Here is a 19,938-nt window from a genome sequence, read left to right on the forward strand (position 1 = left end):
AAAAAAGCACTAGACAGAAGACCGAGACCTCCGTAATATCCAGCCCCGCAACGGCGCTAAGCGCCCGTAGCTCAGCTGGATAGAGCGCTGCCCTCCGGAGGCAGAGGTCTCAGGTTCGAATCCTGTCGGGCGCACCATTTAGTAGGGTGCCAGAGCTGCGGTGGTTTTAATACCGCGTAAAAGATTTGCAGTGGTGGCTATAGCTCAGTTGGTAGAGCCCTGGATTGTGATTCCAGTTGTCGTGGGTTCGAATCCCATTAGCCACCCCATTAATTTAAAGTTGTGAAATGCGAAGGTGGCGGAATTGGTAGACGCGCTAGCTTCAGGTGTTAGTGTCCTTAGGATGTGGGGGTTCGAGTCCCCCCCCTCGCACCACGACTTAAAGAATTGAACTAAAAATTCAAAAAGCAGTAAAACGGCGAGTAGCGCAGCTTGGTAGCGCAACTGGTTTGGGACCAGTGGGTCGGAGGTTCGAATCCTCTCTCGCCGACCAATTTTGAACCCCGCTTCGGCGGGGTTTTTTGTTTTCTGATTTTCCCTTCTCAGCCTTTATTCCCGCGAATTACCTGATGTCTTAAAAAGTCCGAATACCTGGTTTTTGCAGTGCAATCGTGGCATGCCTTGTGCAATAATATGCGGGTAGATGCTCATTCCATCTCTTATGTTCGCCCTCTGGCCTCATAAACTCAGGAATGATGCAGAGCCATTTACGGTGCTTATCGTCCACAGACAGATGTCGCGTAGCCTCATCAAACACCATGGACATAACGTTGAGTGAAGCACCCATTTATGTTGTCATACAGACCTGTTTAACGCCTGCTCCTTACCGAGCGGGCGTTTTTTTATGCATACACAAAATCCTTCGAGCTGCTTCTCGAATGATTTTGTGTATACGAGATGAAAAATATGTAGGCCCGGTAAGCGAAAGCGCCACCGGGCATTCAGGAGTTACTGCGGGGGATTGTTGTTCTGCAACGTCAACATCAGGCCATCACGACGCATGGTGGCGGCTTCTTCCGGTTGATGCAGTCTGTCCAGCGCGTCAGCAAGCCAGGCGTAGTCATAGGCATCCGGGCGCTGTTTGAGAGCGGCACGGAAGGCGAGCGTGGCTTCCTGCCATTCCCCATGCTTCATTAACGACTGACCCAGCGTACTCCACAGCAACGGGCGATCGCCCACGGCTTTAATCTGCTGGCGCAGCACTTTCTCTATCTGCTCTGGATTATTGGTTTTCAGACGCGGGATCGGTAGCACCAGACGGTCATCGTACTGACGTTTCAAACCATCAATGATGACCTGCTGCGCCGTATCGTGATCGTCACACTCAATCAGATGTTCAGCCATTGCTACCTGCAAAGCAACCTGATGACGAGTTTTACGGTTCTGGTTTTTCCACCATGCACGCAGCCCCTCGCTGCCCTGATCGGCGCGGACCTGATCCATCAAGCCAACCCATGCCTGTTGTTCCAGCATGGCGCGGTGCTCGTCATCACCCACATGCGCTTTTGCCATGGATGGGATGATATCCAGCAAGGAACTCCATGCGCCGGTGCGAATGTAGGCCTGCTCAGCCAGACGCAGCACTTCCGGATGACGTGGCGTTACTTCCAGCAGTTTGTCTATGCTGTGGCGTGCGGCATGATTTTCATTACGCGCCAGTTGCAGGCGAACGCGAGCGATTTCTACCGGGATCGTATCATTTCCCGCCAGTTCGGCAGCACGCTCAAGGTGTTGGTTGGCGCGAGCTTCGTCACCGCGCTGCTGAGCCGCTTCTGCCGCCAGCAGGTAATTCACTACTGGCTGTTCTGCATGATCGGCATTTTTCGACATCAGCTTCTCAACCTGCTGATAGTCACCTTCTGCCAGTTTGAGCAGCGCCTGTTCGGTCTGCTTACGGGCGCGACGACGTTTACGACCCACAAACCACCCACGGGTATGTGCGCCGGTGCGGAAAATTCGGCGCAACAGCCATTCAATCGCAAACAGGACGACCATGGCGACGATCAGGATGATCACCAGGCCCGTCACGCTGGTTTCGATATTGTAGTTATCCGTCTGGATCAGCACATAGCCCTGATGACCGGCTATCATCGGACCGACGACGATCCCGGCGATCAACAGCACAAAGAGCAACAATACTTTTAGCATCATTATTCTCCTTGCGGCGCGGTTGCCGGAGCGTCTGTCGAAGGCGCTGGCGCTGCTGCTACCGGTGCTGTGGCAGGTTGCGCCAGTAAATTACGTACGCGGGTCTGCATTAACTTGTCGAGAATAGCCTGACTCTGCAGCGTTTCCGGGACATCCATACTGATGCTTTGCTGGCTCAGTTGGTCTACTTCTTCAAGGAACGCTTTGGTCGCTGCATCGTCGGTGTCGTAGTAAGCACGCACCCATGTGGAGACATTTTCCAGCGCCTGGCGGTATGTCTCTTCCTGATGACGCGGCACGGCCTGTGCAGCTACTAACAGGCGGGAACGGATATTTTCACGTAAGTAAACGTCCTGGTTCGGTGCCAGCAGCGGTACGGCAGTTTCATCACGACGGCGCACGGTGATAAAGCTGTCCATAAAGTTCTGCCAGCTTTTTTGCAGATTGACGCGCCATTCGCTAATCGAGCTGGAAAGCTCGCTGCTGTCCGAGTCCATCGGTGAATCGTCGGTGTCGTTGTCGGCCAAACGCAGGTTATCGATCTGATTAGAGAGTTGATTCACTTTCAGGATAATGCCGTCATAGTCGACCTGAGTCACCGCGGAGAGGCTCGCGATATCGTCAGTAATCGCACGTCGCGCGGTAATTAAGCTCGGGTCGTTCATATCTGCCAGACTGGCATCGGCGCTTTTCAGCAGCGCCGCGGCGGTAGTGACGTCCTGATCGCTCCATAATTTGCGACCAGCCAGTTTCACCAGGAAATCAGCCTGCGCCAGCAGCCATGTTCCAGCATCGCTGCCGGAGATGGTGGCGACTTTTTGCTGGACTTCATCAAGCTGTTTGACCAGCGCGGCCTGCTGGCGAGTGGCTTCATCCAGCTGCGTTGCCTGCTGTTTAATAATACCTTCCAGTTCAGCTTTCTGGCTTTCCTGCGCTTTTTGCAGTGCCGTCAGCTGGTTCGCCAGCGCATCGCTGGTTGCCGTTTGTGTTGTTGCCTGTTGTTTCCCCCAGCCGTACAGCCCAACGCCTGCTGCCAGCGCAATAGCAATTGCCACAGCGCTCAGAATCAGCGCCGTGCTGTTCTTACTCTTTTTTTCAGTATTAACTGGCTGTGACGTGGTTTCCACGGCCTCCCTGGTCTCTTCAACCACGGCGGAGGATTTTTCTTGTTCCGTCATTATGGCATCCCATTATGAGAGTTATTGTAATGCGCGTAGAAGCGCATCGTTGTCGGCGTTATCAGCGACCTTAATATCTTGCCAGCCCAGTTCCCGGGCGAGGTGCGCCAGACGCTCACTGACGACCAGCAGCCGACAGCGTAGTAACCAGTGCTCACGATACCACTGTGGAATAAGCGTCCAGAGCTGTTGTAGCATCTCTCCGCTAGTGACGACCACCGTGGTTACGCCACGGGATTGCCAGCGCATCGCTTCTTCTGCACCATCGTAATATTTTGCACTGCGTTGATAACATTCACAAAAATCGACATCGGCTCCGCGTGCCGTCAGGGTTTCACCTATCAGCTCGCGGCCACCGTTGCCGCGTAATATAAGCGCGCGTTTTCCCGCAATATTTTGCAATTCAGGTAATTGTAGCAAGACTTCGCTAATTTCCCGATCCAGAGGGTAGTGAATATTGAAGCCGCTAACAGTATGCAGCGCCAGCGCCGTTGTACGGCCAATGGCAAAATACTGCGGAAGGGATGGCCAGCTTTTCTCTTGCTGCTGAAGCTCGGCATCTGCAAAGGTAACGGCGTGCTGCGAGAGGGCGAAGACCAGATCGTTCTCCGTCAGCGCCGACAGTCGGGAAGCAAGCGTTGCCAGTTCCCGACCAGGTGAAAACTCGATGAGCGGAAAACTCCAGGCCACCTGCCCCAGTGTGCGCAGACGGCTCACTAACTCTTCCCCAGCGGGAGACGGGCGGGTGACCAGAATACTCATGCGGGTGCTTCTCCGTTATAAACTTCAGCCAGAATGGCGCGCGCACCGTTCTCCAGCAGTTCTTCTGCCAGAGAGATGCCCATCTGTTCGGCATCCTGTGTGGCGCCGCGACGTTCTCCGCATACCATCTGTGAACCGTCTGGCGCGCCGACCAGCGCACGTAGCCAAATCTCACCGTCGATGATTTCGGCATAGCTACCAATAGGTACCTGACATCCCCCTTCCAGGCGGGTGTTCATGGCGCGTTCTGCTTTGACGCGTAGCGCGGTTTCTTCATGGTTGAGCGGCGCTAACAGCGCCTGAGTGCGCATATCATCCAGTCGACATTCTATGCCTACTGCGCCTTGTCCGACAGCGGGCAGGGAGACTTCCGGCGGCAGAGCGGTACGGACTCGCGACTCAAGACCTAAACGTTTTAATCCAGCGACCGCCAGAATAATGGCGTCATAATCGCCGTTATCCAGTTTGCTGAGGCGCGTGCCTACGTTGCCGCGCAGCGAACGGATGACGAGATCCGGGCGACGCTTCGCCAACTGGCACTGGCGACGCAAACTGGATGTCCCAACGATGCTGCCTGCGGGGAGTTCATCCAGCGTGTTGTACTTATTTGAGACGAAAGCATCACGCGGATCCTCTCGCTCGCAAATGGTGACCAGTCCAAGACCGTCAGGGAATTCAACCGGCACATCCTTCATGGAATGCACGGCGATATCGGCGCGTTTTTCCAGCAGCGCGACTTCCAGCTCTTTAACAAACAACCCTTTCCCTCCGACTTTCGCCAGCGGGGTATCAAGGATCACATCGCCACGGGTTACCATAGGAACCAGTTCCACGATCAGACCTGGGTGGTTTGCCATTAAGGCGTCTTTGACATAATGTGCCTGCCAGAGCGCAAGGGGGCTTTGGCGTGTGGCAATTCTCAAAACATTGTCTAACATGCTTGTTACCGTCATTATCAATCATTGACCATCCTAACATCCTTATCAAAGGGATGTCAGCGTTACGCTCAAACGTAAGTGAGAGGAAAGGCGCTGCATCATCACTGTCAGTGAATAATGACGAGAAAAACCTCCCGACCGTATGAAGGAATTTACACGTAACGAACGGTGCTACACTGGTATGTAGCGCATCTTTCTTTACGGTCAATGAGCAAGGTGTTAAATTGATCACGTTTTAGACCATTTTTTCATCTGTAACTAATAAAAGTGCAGGGGAAAAAGGTAACGGTTATTTTTGACATACGGTTTATCCGGACTGATGACGAGGGTGGTGAGCGTTTGCGCCGCTGCTATCGACGCCATGACGGATGCAACATCAGGCGATACGTCTTGTACCTCTATATTGAGACTCTGAAACAGAGACTGGATGCCATAAATCAACTGCGTGTGGATCGCGCGCTTGCTGCCATGGGACCTGCTTTCCAGCAGGTATACAGTCTGCTGCCGACATTATTGCACTACCACCATCCGCTGATGCCGGGTTACCTTGATGGTAACGTTCCCAAGGGCATATGCCTTTACACGCCTGATGAAACCCAACGCCACTACCTGAACGAGCTGGAACTGTACCGCGGTATGTCGCCGCAGGACCCGCCGAAGGGCGAACTGCCGATCACCGGCGTTTACTCAATGGGCAGTACCTCTTCGGTAGGGCAAAGCTGTTCGTCTGACCTTGATATCTGGGTCTGCCATCAATCCTGGCTGGATAGCGAAGAGCGCCAGCTGCTGCAGCGAAAATGTAGCCTGCTGGAAAGCTGGGCGGCCTCGCTGGGTGTGGAAGTCAGTTTCTTCCTGATTGATGAAAACCGTTTCCGTCACAATGAAAGCGGCAGTCTGGGTGGTGAAGACTGTGGTTCGACGCAGCATATCCTGTTGCTGGATGAATTCTATCGCACCGCTGTGCGCCTCGCGGGTAAACGTATTCTGTGGAATATGGTGCCGGGCGACGAAGAAGAGCACTACGACGATTACGTCATGACGCTCTACGCACAGGGGGTGTTAACGCCAAATGAATGGCTGGATCTCGGCGGACTCAGTTCGCTTTCCGCCGAAGAGTACTTTGGCGCCAGCCTCTGGCAGTTGTACAAGAGTATCGACTCCCCGTACAAAGCGGTGCTGAAAACGCTGTTGCTGGAAGCCTATTCCTGGGAATATCCCAACCCACGCCTGTTGGCGAAAGACATTAAACAGCGCTTGCATGACGGCGAGATCGTCTCTTTTGGTCTCGACCCTTACTGCATGATGCTGGAGCGCGTTACCGAGTACCTCACGGCGATCGAAGATCCGACGCGCCTGGATTTAGTACGTCGATGTTTCTACTTAAAAGTGTGCGAGAAACTGAGCCGTGAGCGCGCCTGCGTGGGCTGGCGTCGTGAAGTATTAAGTCAGTTAGTGAAAGAGTGGGGCTGGGATGACACTCGTCTGACCATGCTGGATAACCGCGCTAACTGGAAGATTGACCAGGTACGTGAAGCGCATAACGAACTGCTCGATGCGATGATGCAGAGCTATCGTAACCTGATCCGCTTTGCGCGGCGCAATAACCTCAGCGTCAGCGCCAGTCCGCAGGATATCGGTGTGCTGACCCGTAAGCTGTATGCTGCGTTTGAAGCGTTGCCGGGTAAGGTCACGCTGGTGAACCCGCAGATATCTCCGGATCTCTCGGAACCGAATCTGACCTTTATCCATGTACCGCCGGGTCGTGCCAACCGTTCGGGTTGGTATCTCTACAACCGCGCGCCTAACATGGACTCGATCATCAGCCATCAGCCGCTGGAATATAACCGCTATCTCAACAAGCTGGTGGCGTGGGCCTGGTTCAATGGCCTGCTGACCTCGCGTACGCATTTGTTTATTAAGGGCAACGGCATTGTTGATTTGCCGAAGCTGCAGGAAATGGTCGCCGATGTGTCGCACCACTTCCCGCTGCGACTGCCTGCGCCAACGCCGAAAGCGCTCTATAGCCCATGCGAAATTCGCCATCTGGCGATTATCGTTAACCTCGAATATGACCCGACGGCAGCGTTTCGCAATCAGGTGGTGCATTTTGATTTCCGTAAGCTGGACGTCTTCAGTTTTGGTGAAGAGCAAAAATGCCTGGTGGGTAGCGTAGACCTGCTGTACCGCAACTCGTGGAATGAGGTGCGTACGCTGCACTTCAACGGCGAGCAGGCGATGATTGAAGCGTTAAAAACGATTCTGGGCAAAATGCACCAGGATGCCGCGCCGCCAGATAGCGTCGAGGTCTTCTGCTATAGCCAGCATCTGCGCGGTTTAATTCGTACCCGCGTTCAGCAACTGGTGTCTGAGTGCATCGAATTACGCCTCTCCAGCACCCGTCAGGAAACCGGACGTTTCAAAGCGCTGCGTGTTTCCGGCCAGACGTGGGGATTGTTCTTCGAGCGCCTGAACGTCTCGGTGCAGAAGCTGGAAAACGCGATTGAATTCTATGGCGCGATTTCACATAACAAACTGCACGGGCTTTCCGTCCAGGTTGAGACCAACCATGTGAAACTGCCGTCGGTGGTAGACGGTTTTGCCAGTGAAGGGATTATTCAGTTCTTTTTCGAAGAAACGGGTGATGAGCAGGGCTTTAATATCTACATTCTGGACGAAAGCAATCGGGCTGAGGTGTATCACCACTGCGAAGGTAGTAAAGAGGAACTGGTACGCGACGTCAGCCGTTTCTACTCATCGTCGCACGATCGTTTTACCTACGGCTCCAGCTTCATCAACTTTAACCTGCCGCAGTTCTATCAGATTGTGAAAACCGACGGGCGCGCGCAGGTGATTCCGTTCCGCACCCAGCCGATTAGCGCTGTTCCGCCCGTCAATCAGGACAACGACGCGCCGCAGTTGCAGCAGTACTTCTCTTAAGCATAGTGCCGGATGGCGGTGTAAACACCTTATCCGGCCTCCAAATGCGCGAGATACCCAGGCCGGATAAGCGAAGCGCATCCGGCAATCACACTTAGTGGAAGCTCACCTCTTCACCTGCCTGCTGCGTTGCCGCCTGTTCCAGCAGATCCCAGAACGTTTCGCCGCTTCGGTCGCAGATCCACTCGTCGCCTTTCAGGTCAAAGTGGTAGCCGCCCTGTTTGGTCGCCAGCCATACCTGGTGCAGCGGCTCCTGACGGTTAATGATAATTTTGCTGCCGTTTTCGAAACTGATGGTCAGAACGCCGCCGTTGATCTCACAATCAATATCGCTGTCGCCATCCCAGTCATCCAGACGTTCTTCAATGGTCATCCACAGGGTGTCAGCAAGGCGATGAAATTCACTGTCGTTCATTTTCTTATCCTATTTTTCGTGATGCCCGCAGTATAACGTGGAATAAATCGCGATGCAGTTTTTAGCCAAACTCTTGCTTTTACGCCTTCTCCTGCGATGATAGAAAACAGAAAGCATGAACTTTACAGGCAATCGATAATGAAAAACGTGTTAAAGCCACTCGCTGTCATTTTTACTCTGTTCAGCCTGACGGGCTGTGGGCTCAAAGGCCCGCTCTATTTCCCGCCAGCTGATAAAACCGCGCCGCCTCCGACCAAGAGCGTTCAGCCGCAATCGCAATCCACCACGCCTGAGAAAAACGATCGTGGGATTAGTGATGGGCCTTCTCAGGTGAATTACTAACGGCAGGAATAGATTTTACATTTCTGTACCCGCGTGAACGGAGTGAATGATGCAATTCTCTAAAATGCATGGCCTTGGCAACGATTTTATGGTCGTCGACGCGGTAACGCAGAATGTCTTTTTCTCACCAGAGCTGATCCGCCGCCTGGCCGACAGACATCTCGGCGTTGGATTTGATCAACTGCTGGTGGTTGAACCTCCGTATGATCCGGAGCTGGATTTCCACTACCGTATTTTTAATGCCGACGGCAGTGAAGTGTCACAGTGCGGCAATGGCGCCCGCTGTTTTGCCCGTTTTGTTCGCCTGAAAGGGCTGACCAATAAGCGCGATATTCGCGTCAGTACAGCGAATGGTCGTATGGTATTAACCGTAACCGACGACGAGCTGGTGCGAGTGAATATGGGCGAACCCAATTTTGAACCCTCGCAGGTTCCTTTTCGCGCTAATAAAGCAGAGAAGACCTATATTATGCGCGCGGCCGAACAGACAGTATTGTGCGGCGTGGTTTCAATGGGGAACCCGCACTGCGTGATTCAGGTTGATGATGTTGATACGGCCACGGTAGAAACACTGGGACCGGTTCTGGAAAGCCATGAACGCTTCCCTGAACGCGCCAACATCGGATTTATGCAGGTGGTAAAACGCGAGCATATCCGACTGCGCGTCTATGAGCGCGGCGCGGGTGAAACGCAGGCCTGCGGCAGCGGTGCATGCGCCGCCGTTGCAGTCGGTATCCAGCAGGGGCTGCTGGCAGAAGAAGTGAGGGTGGAATTACCGGGCGGTCGACTTGATATCGCCTGGAAAGGTCCGGGTCATCCGCTGTATATGACTGGCCCGGCGGCACATGTCTACGACGGATTTATTCACTTATGAAGCAACCAGGGGAAGAACTACAGGAAACGCTCATGGAGCTCGACGATCGGGCGGTCGTCGATTATCTGCAACGTAATCCTGAGTTTTTTATCCGTAATGCCCAGGCTGTTGAAGCGATGCGAGTTCCGCACCCAGTGCGGGGCACGGTCTCTTTAGTGGAATGGCATATGGCGCGGGCGCGTAATCATATTAACGTGCTGGAAGAGAACATGGCGCTGTTGATGGAACAGGCCAACGCCAATGAAAGCCTGTTCTATCGTCTGTTAAATCTGCAAGGACGTCTGGTGGCGGCCAGCAGCCTTGACGATATGCTGATGCGATTTCATCGCTGGGCGCGTGAGTTAGGGCTGGCAGGAGCGACGGTTCGTCTGTTCCCGGATCGCTGGCGACTAGGCGCGCCCTCAAAATTCACCCATCTGGCATTAAGCCGTCAGGCTTTTGAACCGTTGCGTATCCAGCGTTTGGGCCAGTCGCAGCACTATCTTGGGCCGCTCAATGGTCCTGAATTGCTGGTCATGATGCCGGAGGCGAAAGCCATAGGCTCAGTCGCGATGTCGATGCTCGGGCAGGATGGATCCCTTGGCGTGATGCTGTTTAGCAGTCGTGATGTTAATCATTACCAGCAGGGGCAAGGCACGCAATTGCTGCAGGAAATCTCGCTGATGTTGCCGGAGCTGCTGGAGCGCTGGATTGAACGCGTATGACCGATTCACCCCTTTCTCAGGATGTGGCGCGCTTTTTGCGCTATCTGGGCGTTGAGCGTCAGCTTAGCCCGATCACCTTGCTTAATTATCAGCGTCAGCTTGATGCCATCATTGCGTTAGCTGGAGAGACCGGTCTGCAAAGCTGGCAACAATGTGATGCGCTCATGGTCCGCAGTTTTGCTGTTCGCAGCCGTCGTAAAGGATTGGGGCCGGCGAGTCTGGCGCTGCGTCTCTCCGCGTTACGCAGTTTCTTCGACTGGCTGGTTAATCAGGGCGAACTGAAAGCCAATCCGGCAAAAAGCGTTTCCGCGCCGAAAGCACCGCGTCATCTGCCTAAAAATATCGATGTCGACGACGTTAATCGTCTGCTGGATATCGATCTCAACGACCCCCTTGCCGTGCGTGATAGAGCGATGCTGGAAGTGATGTACGGCGCGGGTCTGCGTTTATCTGAACTGGTTGGGCTGGATATTAAACATCTCGATCTCGACACCGGCGAAGTGTGGGTGATGGGTAAGGGCAGTAAAGAGCGTCGCCTGCCGATTGGCCGCAATGCGGTGGCGTGGATTGAACACTGGCTGGATCTACGCGGACTCTTTGGCTGCGATGACGATGCGCTATTTCTGTCCAAACTGGGCAAACGCATCTCGGCGCGTAACGTGCAGAAACGCTTTGCTGAATGGGGTATCAAGCAGGGGCTGAACAGCCACGTACATCCCCACAAATTACGCCACTCCTTTGCGACGCATATGCTGGAGTCGAGCGGCGATCTGCGCGGAGTGCAGGAGTTATTGGGTCATGCCAATCTCTCCACAACTCAAATCTATACCCATCTTGATTTTCAACACCTGGCTTCAGTGTACGATGCGGCGCATCCGCGCGCCAAACGGGGGAAATAATGCGTTTTTACCGGCCTTTGGGGCGCATTTCTGCGCTCACCTTTGACCTTGATGACACCCTTTACGATAACCGTCCCGTTATCACACGCACCGAGCAGGAAGCGCTCGCGTTTGTACAGAATTACCATCCGGCGTTGAATTCGCTGCAAAATAGCGACCTACAGCGCTTGCGTCAGGCCGTTCGTGACGCCGAGCCGGAAATCTATCACGATGTTACCCAATGGCGTCACCGGGCCGTAGAACGCGCTATGCTGGAGGCGGGTTTGTCAGCGGCAGAAGCCAGAATGGGGGCGAATGCGGCGATGATGAATTTTGCCAAATGGCGTAGCCGCATTGAAGTCCCACAGACGACGCATGACACGCTGAAAGCGCTGGCTCGCAAATGGCCGCTGGTGGCGATCACCAACGGTAACGCGCAGCCGGAACTGTTTGGCCTGGGTGATTACTTTGAGTTTGTGCTGCGCGCCGGTCCCGACGGACGATCAAAACCGTTCAGCGACATGTACACGCTGGCGGCGGAAAAACTGAAAATGCCTGTAGGTGAGATCCTGCATGTGGGTGATGACCTGACGACAGACGTCGCGGGCGCTATCCGTTGTGGTATGCAGGCCTGCTGGATCAAACCGGAAAATGCCGACCTGATGCACACCGCTGACAGCCGTTTGCTGCCGCATATCGAAATTTCACAGTTGGCATCTCTGACCTCGCTGATATAATCACCAACAACTCTGTATAAATTCCCAGGGGTCCGGCTGGGCCCTGTTGATTCCGGCGGTGCCAATGGACGTTTCTTACCTGCTCGATAGCCTCAATGACGAACAGCGCCAGGCTGTGGCCGCGCCACGCAGCAACATGTTGGTTCTGGCAGGTGCGGGGAGTGGTAAAACGCGCGTGCTGGTGCACCGTATCGCCTGGTTACTGACGGTAGAGAACAACTCGCCGTATTCGATTATGGCGGTAACCTTTACCAACAAAGCGGCAGCGGAAATGCGTCACCGTATTGGTCAGATCATGGGAACCAGCCAGGGCGGTATGTGGGTGGGGACGTTCCACGGTCTGGCGCACCGTCTGCTGCGCGCGCACCATATGGATGCCAACCTGCCGCAGGATTTCCAGATCCTCGACAGCGAAGACCAACTGCGTCTGCTCAAGCGCCTGATCAAGGCGATGAACCTGGATGAGAAGCAGTGGCCGCCGCGTCAGGCGATGTGGTTTATCAATAGTCAGAAAGACGAAGGGCTGCGCCCGCACCATCTGCAGAGCTATGGCAACCCGGTTGAGCAAACCTGGCAGAAAGTGTATCAGGCTTACCAGGAAGCGTGTGATCGCGCCGGGCTGGTGGATTTCGCCGAGCTGCTACTGCGCGCCCATGAACTGTGGCTCAACAAGCCGCATATCCTGCAGCACTATCGCGAACGCTTTACCAATATCCTGGTGGACGAATTTCAGGATACCAACAACATTCAATACGCCTGGATCCGCCTGCTGGCGGGCGATACCGGTAAAGTGATGATCGTGGGTGATGACGACCAGTCGATCTACGGCTGGCGCGGGGCGCAGGTGGAAAACATCCAGCGCTTCCTAACCGATTTCCCGGGCGCAGAAACCATTCGTCTGGAGCAGAATTACCGCTCGACCAACAATATCCTCAGCGCAGCTAACGCCCTGATTGAGAACAACAACGGGCGTCTGGGTAAAAAGCTGTGGACCGACGGTGTCGACGGTGAACCGATCTCGCTTTACTGCGCGTTCAACGAACTTGATGAAGCGCGTTTTGTCGTTAACCGCATCAAGACCTGGCAGGACAACGGCGGCGCGCTTGAACAATGCGCTATTCTGTACCGCAGCAACGCCCAGTCGCGCGTACTGGAAGAGGCGTTGTTACAAGCCAGCATGCCGTATCGGATTTATGGCGGGATGCGCTTCTTCGAACGCCAGGAAATCAAAGATGCGCTCTCTTACCTGCGCCTGATCGCTAATCGCAATGACGACGCCGCATTTGAGCGCGTGGTGAATACACCGACCCGCGGGATTGGCGATCGTACTTTAGATGTGGTGCGTCAGACCTCCCGTGACCGCCAGCTAACGTTGTGGCAGGCTTGTCGTGAGCTGTTGCAGGAAAAAGCCCTCGCGGGGCGCGCTGCCAGCGCCTTACAGCGTTTTATGGAGCTGATTGACGCACTGGCCCAGGAGACCGCCGATATGCCGCTGCACGTGCAAACTGACCGGGTGATTAAAGACTCCGGCCTGCGCATGATGTACGAGCAGGAAAAAGGCGAGAAGGGCCAGACGCGTATCGAAAACTTAGACGAACTGGTGACGGCAACGCGCCAGTTTAGCTACAACGAGGAAGATGAAGACTTAATGCCGTTGCAGGCGTTCCTGTCTCACGCCGCGCTGGAGGCGGGCGAAGGGCAGGCGGATACCTGGCAGGATGCGGTTCAGCTGATGACCCTGCACTCGGCGAAAGGTCTGGAGTTCCCGCAGGTGTTTATCGTCGGCATGGAAGAAGGCATGTTCCCCAGCCAGATGTCGCTGGACGAAGGCGGACGTCTCGAAGAGGAACGCCGCCTGGCCTACGTCGGCGTGACCCGCGCGATGCAAAAGCTGACGCTGACCTACGCTGAAACGCGTCGTCTGTACGGCAAAGAGGTTTACCATCGCCCGTCGCGCTTTATTGGTGAACTGCCGGAAGCGTGTGTTGAAGAGGTACGTCTGCGCGCCACGGTCAGCCGCCCGGTAAGCCATCAGCGAATGGGCACGCCAATGGCGGAAAACGATACCGGCTATAAGCTTGGCCAGCGCGTACGCCATGCCAAGTTTGGCGAGGGCACCATTGTCAATCTGGAAGGCAGCGGCGAGCACAGTCGTTTGCAGGTCGCGTTCCAGGGGCAGGGGATCAAATGGCTGGTGGCGGCCTATGCCCGACTGGAAACGGTATAACTTTCAGAAAAATATCATTATTTTGTAACGATCTGCTAGCCTTACTGATGAGCAGGTAATTTATCCAGGCTAGCGTTTCGTTGCGTGTTGACGTCAAAATTTTGCTGGCGTAACATGCGCGCACGATTACGCTAAGAGGACATTCGCCTTGGACACACCCAGTAGATACTGGCTCATTATCCTGTCATCCAGGATCAACTCCTAAGGCTATCCCTTTTTGCTGATAGCCTTCGCGGTTGTCAGCGACCTTCTGTTTTTCCCGTCGCGCTGAGTCAGGCTGTTTAATGGTCTGAAACCCAATTTGTTTCTGTGTGCCCTCCGAACTGTCCGATAATTTTTTGCATTGGGAGTCCCGGTCATGCTGAGCGCATTTCAACTGGAAAACAATCGTTTAACTCGCCTTGAGGCAGACGAGATCGAGCACCTGGCCAGTTCGGTTTGGGTCGATTTAGTCGAGCCGGATGACGAAGAACGAAACCGTGTGCAAAAGGACTTGGGCCAGAATCTGGCTACGCGCCCTGAACTGGAAGACATCGAAGCATCCGCGCGTTTTTTTGAAGACGAAGACGGTCTGCACATTCACTCCTTCTTCTTTTATGAAGATGCCGACGATCACGCGGGTAACTCAACCGTCGCATTTACTATTCGCGAAGGCCGTCTGTTTACCCTGCGCGAGCGCGAATTGCCGGCCTTTCGCCTGTACCGCATGCGTGCGCGTAACCAGGCTATGGTGGATGGCAATGCCTACGAGCTGTTGCTCGACCTGTTCGAAACCAAAATTGAACAGCTGGCGGATGAGATCGAAAACATCTACAGCGACCTGGAAAAACTCAGCCGTGTGATCATGGAAGGGCGTCAGGGCGATGAATATGACGAAGCGCTGTCGACGCTGGCGGAACTGGAAGATATCGGCTGGAAGGTACGCTTGTGTCTGATGGATACCCAACGCGCACTGAACTTCCTGGTGCGTAAAGCGCGGTTGCCGGGCAGTCAGCTGGAGCAGGCGCGTGAGATCCTGCGCGATATCGAATCTCTGCTGCCGCACAATGAATCGCTGTTCCAGAAGGTTAACTTCCTGATGCAGGCGGCGATGGGTTTTATCAACATCGAGCAGAACCGCATCATCAAGATCTTCTCGGTGGTTTCTGTGGTGTTCCTGCCGCCGACGCTGGTGGCGTCCAGCTATGGGATGAACTTTGAGTTCATGCCGGAACTGCACTGGAGCTTTGGTTATCCTGGGGCGATTGTCTTTATGATGCTCGCCGGTCTGGCGCCGTATCTGTACTTTAAGCGCAAGAACTGGCTGTAATGGCGGTGACTTATCCGGCCTACGGTGATGTGCTTTTGTAGGCCGGATAAGCGAAACGCCATCCGGCAATCCCCTAGCTCCGACGAACCCGTCGTTGCGTATAAATCGCATCCATCACGAAAATCGCCAGTGCGACCCAGATAAACGCGAAAGTGACCATCTTGTCCGCACCCGGTACTTCACCGTAGAACGTTACCGCCAGCAGGAACATCAGCGTAGGGCCAATGTACTGGAAAAAACCCAGCGTCGACAGACGCAGGCGGGTTGCCGCGCCGGTAAAGCACAGCAGCGGAATGGTGGTCACGACACCCGCAGCAATCAGCAGCAGATTGAGCGACATCGGGTTTTGCCCCATATGGCTGGTTGGGCTGTCGGCAATGCCAAACAGATAGATGGCTGCAACGGGTAAAAGCCACAGGGTTTCGATCAGCATGCCGGTTTGTGCTTCGACCGCAATCTTCTTGCGCACCAGGCCATAGAACGCAAAGCTGAACGCCAGTCCCAGCGCGATGATTGGCAGCGATCCGAAGGTCCACAGCTGTACCAGCACGCCGCAGGCGGCTAACAGTACCGCCAGCCACTGCATGCGACGAAAGCGTTCGCCGAGGAAAAGCATTCCCAGCACAATATTCACCAGCGGGTTAATAAAATAGCCGAGGCTGGCTTCCAGCATATGGTGATTATTGACCGCCCAAATGAACAGCAGCCAGTTTCCGCCGATGAGCACCGCCGAGAGCGCCAGCAGGAAGATCTTCTTTGGCGTTTGGAGCAGCGTTTTGACACCCGACCATTGGCGGCTGATGCTCATCAGCACCACCATGAAGAAAAATGACCAGATGACGCGGTGCGTCAGGATCTCATCCGCCGGGACATAGTAAATCAGCTTGAAGTAGGCAGGTGCGATACCCCAAATAAAATAAGCAGCAAGAGCGAGTAACACGCCCTGCCGCGTTTGTTTAGCATCCATCGGGAAAACTCATTGCAGAAATGTAACAGCAGTTTACCTTTTTTTGGCTGCTTACCCCACCATATAAGTGGCGGTTGCGCTGGCAATATAAAGCTGTTCTTCGTTATGCAGTTCCACGCGTGCCACGGCGACTTTATTACCCGCCCGCAGCAGGCTGCTGGTGGCGGTAAAGCGATTCCCTCTCCCTGGGCGCAGGTAATCAACGCGCAAATCGATGGTTCCCATGCGTGACATCCGCTGACGCAGTTCGTCCTCACTGATCGTCTCATGGCGGGTTAGCGTACTGCCAACGCACACCAGTCCGGCGGCGACGTCCAGCGCCGAGGCGATCACGCCGCCATGCAAAATGCTTTGCGCCCAGTTGCCGACCATCATCGGTTGATTATTAAAGGCTAATTGAGCAAATTCTTTCTCATAGCGTTCAAGCTCAAGTCCCAGCGCCCGGTTAAACGGCATATGATAGACAAACATTTCACCCACTAACTTCAGCGCTTCCTCAGCAGTAAGTACGGCAGACATATGATCCCTACATCTTAATGGTTAATGAAATGTTGATATTATGCTTATTATTTGTTGTTTTCTACTTTAGGACGGGATAACTAACGAGGAACTCGCTAAGTATGTAGAATACTTGCCAGATAATTATACAATTCATCAATATTTTGGTTCAGGAGAACAGTACCGATGCGGGCGATTTTGGGATGGTTACTACCAGCAGTCATGCTGCCGTTGACCGCGTATGCGCAGGAAGCGACAGTGAAAGAGATTCATGATGCACCGGCGGTTCGTGGCAGTATTATCGCCAACATGCTGCAGGAACATGACAACCCTTTCACGCTTTATCCTTATGACACTAACTATCTTATCTACACCAATACCAGCGACATGAACAAAGAGGCGATCAGCAGCTATAGCTGGTCCGAAAATGCGCGCAAAGATGAGGTTAAGTTTCAGCTAAGCCTGGCGTTTCCGCTGTGGCGCGGGATATTAGGCCCAAATTCGGTACTCGGCGGCTCCTATACCCAGAAATCCTGGTGGCAGCTTTCTAACAGTGAAGAGTCTTCACCGTTTCGCGAAACCAACTACGAACCGCAATTGTTCCTCGGTTTCGCCACCGACTACCGCTTTGCCGGTTGGACGCTTCGTGATGTCGAAATGGGCTATAACCATGATTCCAACGGTCGTTCCGATCCGACCTCGCGTAGCTGGAACCGTCTTTATACTCGTCTGATGGCTGAAAACGGTAACTGGCTGGTGGAAGTTAAGCCGTGGTACGTCATCGGTAGCACTGATGATAACCCGGATATCACAAAATATATGGGCTACTATCAGCTCAAACTGGGTTATCACCTCGGTGACGCCGTCTTAAGTGCGAAAGGTCAGTACAACTGGAATACCGGTTACGGCGGCGCTGAGTTGGGTGTCAGTTACCCCATTACGAAGCATGTACGTCTTTACACCCAGGTTTACAGCGGTTACGGCGAATCGCTGATTGACTATAACTTCAATCAGACCCGTGTTGGTGTGGGCGTGATGCTCAACGATATCTTCTGATAAGTATTGAGAGTATTTTAATCATTGCAGTTTCTCTCTCAGGCGCTGAAAATAGCGCCTGTTTTTATTTCAGGCTAATGGGGTTAATGTGGCGCAGGCGGAAGTGTTGAATCTGGAAATGGGCGCTAAACAGGTTTTGCAAGAAACCTTTGGCTACCAACAGTTTCGCCCTGGTCAGGAAGAAATCATTGATACCGTGCTCTCTGGTCGCGACTGCCTGGTCGTTATGCCGACCGGCGGCGGTAAATCCCTGTGCTATCAAATTCCCGCATTATTGCTAAACGGACTCACCGTTGTTGTTTCTCCGCTGATTTCCTTGATGAAGGATCAGGTCGATCAACTGCTGGCCAACGGCGTGGCGGCGGCGTGCCTTAACTCTACTCAAAGTCGTGAGCAGCAGCTTGAGGTGATGGCAGGCTGTCGTACAGGACAGATTCGCTTACTGTACATTGCGCCCGAACGCCTGATGCTGGATAACTTCCTTGAGCATCTGGCGCACTGGAATCCGGTGCTGCTGGCGGTTGATGAAGCGCACTGTATTTCGCAGTGGGGGCATGATTTCCGCCCCGAATACGCGGCGCTGGGCCAGTTGCGCCAACGTTTCCCAACCCTGCCGTTTGTGGCGCTGACCGCGACCGCGGATGAGACAACCCGGCTGGACATTGTGCGTCTGCTGGGACTCAACGACCCGTTAATTCAGATCAGCAGCTTTGACCGCCCGAACATTCGCTACATGTTGATGGAGAAATTTAAGCCGCTCGATCAGCTGATGCGCTATGTGCAAGAGCAGCGCGGCAAGTCTGGCATTATCTACTGTAACAGTCGCGCTAAAGTCGAGGACACCGCCGCGCGTCTGCAAAGCCGTGGCATCAGCGCCGGGGCTTATCATGCTGGGCTGGAAAATGCCGTACGCGCCGAGGTGCAGGAGAAATTCCAGCGCGACGACCTGCAAATCGTGGTGGCGACCGTGGCGTTCGGTATGGGGATCAACAAACCTAACGTACGCTTCGTGGTGCATTTCGACATTCCGCGCAATATCGAATCCTATTACCAGGAAACCGGCCGCGCCGGGCGTGATGGTCTACCGGCGGAAGCGATGCTGTTTTACGATCCGGCTGATATGGCATGGCTACGCCGTTGCCTCGAAGAGAAACCCGCTGGGCAACTGCTGGATATCGAACGGCATAAGCTCAATGCGATGGGGGCGTTTGCCGAGGCACAAACCTGTCGTCGCCTGGTGCTGCTGAATTATTTTGGCGAAGGGCGTCAGGAGCCGTGTGGTAACTGCGACATCTGCCTCGATCCGCCAAAGCAGTACGACGGACTCATGGATGCGCGTAAAGCGCTGTCGACGATCTACCGTGTTAACCAACGTTTTGGTATGGGCTATGTCGTCGAGGTTCTGCGTGGCGCGAATAACCAGCGTATTCGCGAGCTGGCCCATGACAAACTGCCGGTCTATGGCATTGGACGTGAGCAAAGCCACGAACACTGGGTGAGCGTTATTCGCCAGCTTATTCACCTGGGCCTGGTGACGCAGAATATTGCTCATCACTCCGCGTTACAGTTAACCGAAGCCGCGCGTCCGGTGCTGCGCGGTGACGTTCCACTACAGCTTGCCGTGCCGCGTATTGTGGCGCTGAAACCGCGCGCGATGCAGAAATCCTTCGGCGGCAACTATGACCGCAAACTATTCGCCAAATTGCGTAAGCTGCGTAAAGCCATTGCTGATGAAGAGAACATCCCGCCGTACGTGGTGTTCAACGACGCTACGTTGATTGAAATGGCCGAACAAATGCCGGTTTCACCGAGTGAAATGCTGAGCGTCAACGGCGTGGGAATGCGTAAACTTGAACGTTTTGGCAAAGAGTTTATGGCGCTTATCCGCGCACACGTTGATGGTGACGACGAAGAGTAGTCAGCAGGGCAAAAAAGTGCCAGGATGGTGACTCACTGAACTATTCCCCC

General features: G+C 54.1%; 18 protein-coding genes and 4 tRNA genes. 15 read left to right on the forward strand and 7 right to left on the reverse strand.

Annotated features, from left to right (window positions below; genetic code table 11):
* The first annotated feature begins 60 nt into the window (after window positions 1-60).
* The 4 genes from WN16_RS03820 (at window position 61) to WN16_RS03835 (ending at window position 493) form a co-directional block, all read left to right on the forward strand.
* Window positions 61-137: transfer RNA gene (locus WN16_RS03820), tRNA-Arg, on the forward strand.
* 56 nt (window positions 138-193) lie between these two features.
* A tRNA-His gene (locus WN16_RS03825) sits at window positions 194-269 on the forward strand.
* Window positions 270-289: 20 nt separating this feature from the next.
* A tRNA-Leu gene (locus WN16_RS03830) sits at window positions 290-375 on the forward strand.
* A 41-nt stretch (window positions 376-416) separates the two neighbouring features.
* Window positions 417-493 (forward strand) — tRNA-Pro (locus WN16_RS03835).
* Between the two features lie 455 nt (window positions 494-948).
* Here WN16_RS03835 and hemY read toward each other — a convergent pair.
* Genes hemY through hemC form a run of 4 tightly spaced genes read right to left on the reverse strand, consistent with a single transcriptional unit; the run spans window position 949 to window position 5,026 of the window.
* A complete protein-coding gene (gene hemY, locus WN16_RS03840) occupies window positions 949-2,148 on the reverse strand; it encodes a protoheme IX biogenesis protein HemY (protein WP_003017958.1) in 1,200 nt (399 codons plus the stop codon).
* Between the two features lie 2 nt (window positions 2,149-2,150).
* Window positions 2,151-3,326 carry a uroporphyrinogen-III C-methyltransferase gene (hemX, locus tag WN16_RS03845; protein WP_003017955.1) on the reverse strand — a complete coding sequence of 392 codons (1,176 nt, stop codon included), beginning with the start codon at window positions 3,324-3,326 and terminating at the stop codon, window positions 2,151-2,153.
* A 21-nt stretch (window positions 3,327-3,347) separates the two neighbouring features.
* On the reverse strand, window positions 3,348-4,088 hold the full coding sequence (gene hemD, locus WN16_RS03850) for a uroporphyrinogen-III synthase (RefSeq protein WP_003017952.1): 741 nt from the start codon (window positions 4,086-4,088) through the stop codon (window positions 3,348-3,350).
* Entirely contained in the window at window positions 4,085-5,026 is a 942-nt protein-coding gene (gene hemC, locus WN16_RS03855; RefSeq protein WP_003841203.1) for a hydroxymethylbilane synthase, read from the reverse strand. The genes hemD and hemC overlap by 4 nt, the downstream gene beginning before the upstream one ends.
* 390 nt (window positions 5,027-5,416) lie before the next feature.
* On the opposite strand from hemC, the gene cyaA reads away from it, so the two are divergent.
* On the forward strand, window positions 5,417-7,963 hold the full coding sequence (cyaA, locus tag WN16_RS03860) for a class I adenylate cyclase (protein ID WP_003017946.1): 2,547 nt from the start codon (window positions 5,417-5,419) through the stop codon (window positions 7,961-7,963).
* A 94-nt stretch (window positions 7,964-8,057) separates the two neighbouring features.
* Here the strand turns inward: cyaA and cyaY are convergent, their stop codons facing one another.
* Window positions 8,058-8,378 (reverse strand): iron donor protein CyaY, encoded by a 321-nt coding sequence (gene cyaY, locus WN16_RS03865; protein ID WP_003017943.1) that lies wholly within the window; start codon window positions 8,376-8,378, stop codon window positions 8,058-8,060.
* Window positions 8,379-8,516: 138 nt separating this feature from the next.
* Between cyaY and WN16_RS03870 the strand changes: the two genes are divergently transcribed.
* The 8 genes from WN16_RS03870 (at window position 8,517) to corA (ending at window position 15,449) form a co-directional block, all read left to right on the forward strand.
* The gene (locus tag WN16_RS03870; protein WP_003017937.1) at window positions 8,517-8,720 is read left to right on the forward strand and encodes a lipoprotein; all 204 of its coding nucleotides are present in this window, start codon (window positions 8,517-8,519) and stop codon (window positions 8,718-8,720) included.
* 49 nt (window positions 8,721-8,769) lie between these two features.
* A complete protein-coding gene (dapF, locus tag WN16_RS03875) occupies window positions 8,770-9,594 on the forward strand; it encodes a diaminopimelate epimerase (RefSeq protein ID WP_003017933.1) in 825 nt (274 codons plus the stop codon).
* Entirely contained in the window at window positions 9,591-10,298 is a 708-nt protein-coding gene (locus WN16_RS03880) for a DUF484 domain-containing protein (RefSeq protein WP_003841208.1), read from the forward strand. Before dapF ends, WN16_RS03880 begins: the two co-directional genes overlap by 4 nt.
* Window positions 10,295-11,197, forward strand: a complete 903-nt coding sequence (xerC, locus tag WN16_RS03885) for a tyrosine recombinase XerC (RefSeq protein ID WP_003841210.1) — start codon at window positions 10,295-10,297, stop codon at window positions 11,195-11,197. The genes WN16_RS03880 and xerC overlap by 4 nt, the downstream gene beginning before the upstream one ends.
* Window positions 11,197-11,913, forward strand: coding sequence for a 5-amino-6-(5-phospho-D-ribitylamino)uracil phosphatase YigB (gene yigB / locus WN16_RS03890; RefSeq protein ID WP_003017925.1), 717 nt, complete (start codon window positions 11,197-11,199; stop codon window positions 11,911-11,913). Before xerC ends, yigB begins: the two co-directional genes overlap by 1 nt.
* A 64-nt stretch (window positions 11,914-11,977) precedes the next feature.
* Window positions 11,978-14,140, forward strand: a complete 2,163-nt coding sequence (gene uvrD / locus WN16_RS03895; RefSeq protein WP_003017922.1) for a DNA helicase II — start codon at window positions 11,978-11,980, stop codon at window positions 14,138-14,140.
* Between the two features lie 148 nt (window positions 14,141-14,288).
* Window positions 14,289-14,345 carry a YsgD/CorL family protein gene (gene ysgD, locus WN16_RS24470; RefSeq protein WP_212723238.1) on the forward strand — a complete coding sequence of 19 codons (57 nt, stop codon included), beginning with the start codon at window positions 14,289-14,291 and terminating at the stop codon, window positions 14,343-14,345.
* Window positions 14,346-14,498: 153 nt separating this feature from the next.
* The gene (corA, locus tag WN16_RS03900) at window positions 14,499-15,449 is read left to right on the forward strand and encodes a magnesium/cobalt transporter CorA (RefSeq protein WP_003017920.1); all 951 of its coding nucleotides are present in this window, start codon (window positions 14,499-14,501) and stop codon (window positions 15,447-15,449) included.
* Between the two features lie 73 nt (window positions 15,450-15,522).
* Here the strand turns inward: corA and rarD are convergent, their stop codons facing one another.
* Both rarD and yigI read right to left on the reverse strand, forming a co-directional pair.
* Window positions 15,523-16,416 carry an EamA family transporter RarD gene (gene rarD, locus WN16_RS03905; protein WP_003841213.1) on the reverse strand — a complete coding sequence of 298 codons (894 nt, stop codon included), beginning with the start codon at window positions 16,414-16,416 and terminating at the stop codon, window positions 15,523-15,525.
* A gap of 51 nt (window positions 16,417-16,467) precedes the next feature.
* Complete coding sequence (gene yigI / locus WN16_RS03910) at window positions 16,468-16,935, reverse strand: acyl-CoA thioesterase YigI (RefSeq protein WP_003017917.1); 468 nt, start codon at window positions 16,933-16,935, stop codon at window positions 16,468-16,470.
* A gap of 165 nt (window positions 16,936-17,100) precedes the next feature.
* On the opposite strand from yigI, the gene pldA reads away from it, so the two are divergent.
* Complete coding sequence (gene pldA / locus WN16_RS03915; protein ID WP_003017916.1) at window positions 17,101-17,970, forward strand: phospholipase A; 870 nt, start codon at window positions 17,101-17,103, stop codon at window positions 17,968-17,970.
* A gap of 88 nt (window positions 17,971-18,058) precedes the next feature.
* A complete protein-coding gene (gene recQ / locus WN16_RS03920) occupies window positions 18,059-19,888 on the forward strand; it encodes an ATP-dependent DNA helicase RecQ (protein WP_003017915.1) in 1,830 nt (609 codons plus the stop codon).
* Window positions 19,889-19,938: the final 50 nt, after the last annotated feature.

It is taken from the genome of Citrobacter sp. ABFQG (assembly GCF_004322975.1).
Lineage (GTDB): Bacteria > Pseudomonadota > Gammaproteobacteria > Enterobacterales > Enterobacteriaceae > Citrobacter > Citrobacter freundii.

What these genes read in the sequence shown, in the direction of transcription:
- hemY (WP_003017958.1), bottom strand. Translation starts at nt 2,148, where the DNA reads ATGCTAAAAGTATTGTTGCTCTTTGTGCTGTTGATCGCCGGGATCGTC.
- hemX (WP_003017955.1), bottom strand. Translation starts at nt 3,326, where the DNA reads ATGACGGAACAAGAAAAATCCTCCGCCGTGGTTGAAGAGACCAGGGAG.
- hemD (WP_003017952.1), bottom strand. Translation starts at nt 4,088, where the DNA reads ATGAGTATTCTGGTCACCCGCCCGTCTCCCGCTGGGGAAGAGTTAGTG.
- hemC (WP_003841203.1), bottom strand. Translation starts at nt 5,026, where the DNA reads ATGTTAGACAATGTTTTGAGAATTGCCACACGCCAAAGCCCCCTTGCG.
- cyaY (WP_003017943.1), bottom strand. Translation starts at nt 8,378, where the DNA reads ATGAACGACAGTGAATTTCATCGCCTTGCTGACACCCTGTGGATGACC.
- WN16_RS03870 (WP_003017937.1), top strand. Translation starts at nt 8,517, where the DNA reads ATGAAAAACGTGTTAAAGCCACTCGCTGTCATTTTTACTCTGTTCAGC.
- dapF (WP_003017933.1), top strand. Translation starts at nt 8,770, where the DNA reads ATGCAATTCTCTAAAATGCATGGCCTTGGCAACGATTTTATGGTCGTC.
- WN16_RS03880 (WP_003841208.1), top strand. Translation starts at nt 9,591, where the DNA reads ATGAAGCAACCAGGGGAAGAACTACAGGAAACGCTCATGGAGCTCGAC.
- xerC (WP_003841210.1), top strand. Translation starts at nt 10,295, where the DNA reads ATGACCGATTCACCCCTTTCTCAGGATGTGGCGCGCTTTTTGCGCTAT.
- yigB (WP_003017925.1), top strand. Translation starts at nt 11,197, where the DNA reads ATGCGTTTTTACCGGCCTTTGGGGCGCATTTCTGCGCTCACCTTTGAC.
- uvrD (WP_003017922.1), top strand. Translation starts at nt 11,978, where the DNA reads ATGGACGTTTCTTACCTGCTCGATAGCCTCAATGACGAACAGCGCCAG.
- corA (WP_003017920.1), top strand. Translation starts at nt 14,499, where the DNA reads ATGCTGAGCGCATTTCAACTGGAAAACAATCGTTTAACTCGCCTTGAG.
- rarD (WP_003841213.1), bottom strand. Translation starts at nt 16,416, where the DNA reads ATGGATGCTAAACAAACGCGGCAGGGCGTGTTACTCGCTCTTGCTGCT.
- yigI (WP_003017917.1), bottom strand. Translation starts at nt 16,935, where the DNA reads ATGTCTGCCGTACTTACTGCTGAGGAAGCGCTGAAGTTAGTGGGTGAA.
- pldA (WP_003017916.1), top strand. Translation starts at nt 17,101, where the DNA reads ATGCGGGCGATTTTGGGATGGTTACTACCAGCAGTCATGCTGCCGTTG.